We start from the raw sequence: 4,693 nt of genomic DNA on the forward strand, positions 1-4,693 counted from the left end.
TACCAGCCCGACCGACAAGCCTACACCTTTCTGCTCAACGGCGAGGTCGCCACGGATGCGCTGACCTATGGAGCGCTTGACGGGCAGGCGCGTGCCATCGCTATGCTGTTGCGGCAGCACTGCTCCCAGGGCGATCGGGTCGTGCTGCTGTATCCGCCAGGACTCGACTACCTGTGTGCCTTCTTCGGCTGCCTGTACGCCGGCGTCATTGCCGTTCCGGCCTATCCACCGAATCCCGCGCGCCTCGCACGCACGCTACCGCGTCTACAAGCGATCACCGGCAATGCGCGTCCATGCGTGGCGCTGGCTTCCGCCGCGATCTGCGAGGCCGTCGGGCGCATCGCGGACGTGCCCGAATTTGCAGCGATGCGCTGGATCGCAACCGATGCCCTCGATAGCAGCGCCGACGGGTCCGCCTGGCAGCCGCCCGACATCTCCGGCGCTAGCCTTGCGTTCCTGCAATACACCTCCGGCTCTACTGCCCGACCGCGCGGCGTGATGCTGTCGCATGCGAACCTGCTGCACAACTCGGCCCTGATCAGCCAGGCATTCGGCCATACGCCGGATAGCCGTGGCGTGATCTGGCTGCCGCCCTACCACGATATGGGCTTGATCGGCGGCCTGATCCAGCCGCTCTACAGCGGATTTCCGGTGGTGCTGCTCGCGCCGGTTGACTTTTTGCAACGACCGCTGCGCTGGCTGGAGGCGATCTCGCGCTTCAAGGCGACGACCAGCGGCGGTCCCAACTTCGCCTACGATCTGTGCGTGCAGAAGATCTCGCCTGAGGAGCGCGCCCAGCTTGATCTCAGCAGTTGGAGCGTAGCGTTCAACGGAGCCGAGCCGGTCCGCGCATTGACCTTGCAGCGCTTCGCCGAGGCGTTCGCTCCGGCGGGCTTTCGCCCCGAAGCGTTCTATCCATGCTATGGCCTGGCCGAGGCCACGCTGATCGTGACGGGCGGCGGGGTGGAGTCGCTGCCCGTGGTGAGCAGCTTCGCGGCTGACGAGCTTGAGCGGCACCGGGCGATCGAGGTGGAGGCCAGCGCTGGCAGGGCGCTGGTCAGCAGCGGGCGGGCGCTGGGCGGGCAGCAGGTGGCGATTGTCGAGCCTACCACCCGACAGCACTGCGAGCCGGGGCAGGTGGGCGAGATCTGGGTTGCGGGGTCGAGTGTTGCCGGAGGCTACTGGGAGCAGCCCGACGCGACGGCGCAGACATTCGGCGCATCGATCGCAGGCGAGGCGAGCGGCTCCTACCTGCGGACCGGCGACCTGGGCTTCGTTCGGGATGGCGAACTGTTTGTCACGGGGCGGCTCAAAGATCTGATGATTATCCGGGGCCGCAACTATTATCCGCAGGACATCGAGCTGACCGTCGAGCGGAGCCACCCGGCGCTGCGGCCCGCGAGCGGCGCAGCCTTCACCGTCGCGGCGGACGATGGAGAGCGGCTGGTCGTGGTGCATGAGCTGGAGCGGCAGCAGCGCCACACCGCGATCGACACAGTTGCGGCGGCGATCCGGCAGGCTGTGGCAATCGAGCACGATCTGGCGATACATGCGGTGGTGCTGCTCAAGCCGGGCAGCGTGCCAAAGACATCCAGCGGAAAAGTTCAGCGCTACGCCTGCCGCGAGAGCTTCCTTGACGGGACGCTCGCGGCGATCGCGCAGAGCGTGTTGCAGGAGCCGGATGCCAGCCCGAACACAACGCTGACCCGCGATGATCTGCTGTCAGCGCCGGAGGCGGAGCGCCCGATGCTGCTTGAGCGCTACCTGCACGCGCTGGTGGAGTCGCGGCTGGGCATGCGATCGTCGCAGCCATCGGGAGCCATATCGCTGCTTGCGCTGGGCCTGGACTCCTTGCAGGCGGTCGAGATCCAACACCGCCTGGAGGCGGATCTTGGGCTGGTAGTGCCGATCACGCGCTTCCTGGAAGACCAGAGCATCGGCCAGCTCGCGGCGACGATCGTGGAGCAGCTCGACGCGCCGCAGCTAGCTTCGGCGCTAGAAGCCGCGCCCGCGCCGACCAAAGAAGGCATCGCGCTGCCGCTGTCGATCGGCCAGCGGGCCTTGTGGTTCCTCCATCAGCTTACGCCGACGAGCGCAGCATACAACCTGAGCAGCGCGATGCGGATACGCGGCAGGCTCGACATCCCCACCCTGCGGCGTACGCTGGAAAAGCTCGTGGAGCGGCACGCGGCGCTACGCACCAGCTTTGTCGTGCTGGACGGCGAGCCTGCGCAGCGGATCAACCCGGTAGCCTTCGGCTTCGATGTCGAGGACATGCCGGGGATGGATGCGGCAGAGCTTGGCCCTCGACTGACGGAGCTTGCCCATCGCCCGTTCGATCTGGCGCACGGACCGTTGCTGCGAGTCCACCTTTTTCAAACCGCCGACGATGAGGCGATCCTGCTGCTGGTGGTTCATCACATTGTGGCTGATCTATGGTCGCTGTCGCTGATGATCCGCGAGCTGAGCGCGCTCTATAGCGCTGAACAGACCGGCCAGCCAGCGGCGCTGGCACCTTTGGAGCAGAGCTACGGCGACTACGTGTACCGGCAGCAGCAATGGCTGGCGGGATCCGAGGGCGATCGGCTGTGGGCGTACTGGCAGCGCCAGCTTGCCGATGCGCCTGCGGTGCTGGACCTGCCGACCGATCGGATGCGACCGCCGGTACAGACGTACTCCGGCGCTGCGCACAGCTTCAGGCTCGGCAGCGAGCTCACCCGCCAGCTCAAGGACCTGGCGCAGCAATCGAGCGCGACGCTGTATGTCACGCTGCTGGCGGCGTATCAAGTGCTGCTCTACCGCTACACCGGCCAGCGCGATCTGCTGATTGGCACGCCAACGTCGGGCCGGAGCCGCGCCGGTCTGGCGGGGCTGATCGGCTACTTCGTCAATCCGGTCGTGCTGCGCGGGCGTCTGGTCGATACGCAGCCATTTGTGGAGCTGCTGGCACAGGCGCGTCAAACCGTGCTCGACGCGCTGGCTCATCAGGAGTTTCCGTTTCCGCTGCTGGTCGAGCGCCTCCAGCCAGAGCGCGATCTCAGCCGATCGCCGCTGTTTCAGGTGATGTTTGCGCTGCATCAGACGCCCCTGGCGGATGTGGCCGATCTGGCTGCGTTTGCTCTCGGAAGCGAGTCTGCGCGCCTGCGCCTGGGCAGCCTGGAGATGGAGTCGATCGCGCTTGAGCAGCAGACCGCGCAGTTCGATCTGACGCTGACTGTGGCCGAGCACCAGGGCGAGCTCGCGGCGGCGCTGCACTATAACCGCGACCTGTTCGCGCCGGACACGATCAGGCGGATTGCCGGTCATTGGCAGACTCTGCTCGAAAGCATCGTGGCCGATCCCGATCAGCCGATCGCCGCGCTGCCGCTGCTCAGCCTGGCCGAGCGGCAAGCGCTGCTTGGCTGGAACGCGACGGCGGCTGCGTACCCTCAGGACCGCTGCATTCACGATCTGGTCGCGGCGCAGGCGGCGCAGACTCCCGATGCGATTGCGCTGATCGCGGGTGCGACGCGGCTGACCTATGCCGAGCTGAATCGTCGGGCTGATCGGCTGGCCGCCTATCTGCACAGCCTCAAGATCGGGCCGGAGTCGCGAGTCGGCGTTTGTCTCACGCGCACGGCGGATCTGGTGATCGGCCTGCTGGCGACGCTGAAGGCGGGCGGCGCGTATGTGCCGCTCGATCCAGGCTATCCCGCCGAGCGTCTGGCGTTGATGCTGAGCGACGCCAGGATCGAGGCGATTCTCACCGAGCGCGCGCTGAGCAGCCGCCTGCCGACGTTCGATCCGAGCGCGCACGAGCCGATCGTGGTGTGTCTCGATCGTGACGCGGCGGCGATTGCCGCGACGACTGACGGCGATGTGAGCCGGGTGCTGCCCGACAATCTGGCGTATATTCTGTACACCTCCGGCTCCACGGGACGGCCCAAAGGCGTCGCGATCAGCCACCGCAGCGCCGTTTCGCTGCTCTCCTGGGCCTGCCGAACGTTCTCGCCGGAGCAACTGCGGGGTACTCTGGCCGTAACCTCGATCAATTTTGATCTGTCAGTGTTCGAGCTGTTCGTGCCGCTCAGCTCAGGCGGCACGGTCATCCTGGCCGATCAGATCTGGCAGTTGAAAGATCTATCGACCGATCCTTCGATCACGCTGGTCAACACGGTTCCCTCGGCGATCAGCGAGCTATTGCAGCTCGACGGGCTGCCGCCATCGGTCCAGACGATCAACTTGGCGGGAGAGCCGCTATCGCTCCGGCTGGCGCAGCAGCTTTACCAGCGCGACCATGTGCGGCAGGTGGTTAACCTGTACGGCCCGACCGAGGTGACAACCTATGCGACATGGGCCGTGGTCGATCGAGACGATGCCGCGCCGCCGACGATCGGACGACCGATCAGCAACACACAGGGATATGTGCTCGATCCCTGGTATCAGATGGTGCCGGTGGGCGTGATTGGCGAGCTGTACCTGGGCGGTGTCGGGCTGGCCCGTGGCTATCTTGGCCGCCCCGATCTGACCGCCGAGCGCTTCCTGCCCGACCCCTTTGCGCAGCAGCCCGGCGCGCGGCTCTACCGCACGGGCGATCTGGTCCGCTACCTGCCCAACGGCGATCTCGACTATATCGGGCGGATCGACCACCAGATCAAGCTGCGCGGGTATCGCATCGAGCTGGGCGAGATCGAGGCCGCGCTGCGCCAGCACG

General features: G+C 66.4%; 1 protein-coding gene. It reads left to right on the top strand.

What is annotated here, in order from left to right; translation table 11 throughout:
• Window positions 1–4,693: amino acid adenylation domain-containing protein (locus VFZ66_05220; protein ID HEX6288568.1), on the top strand; the 4,693-nt coding region annotated here is incomplete at both ends.

It is taken from the genome of Herpetosiphonaceae bacterium, from assembly GCA_036374795.1.
In the GTDB taxonomy this organism is placed as follows: Bacteria; Chloroflexota; Chloroflexia; order Chloroflexales; family Kallotenuaceae; genus LB3-1.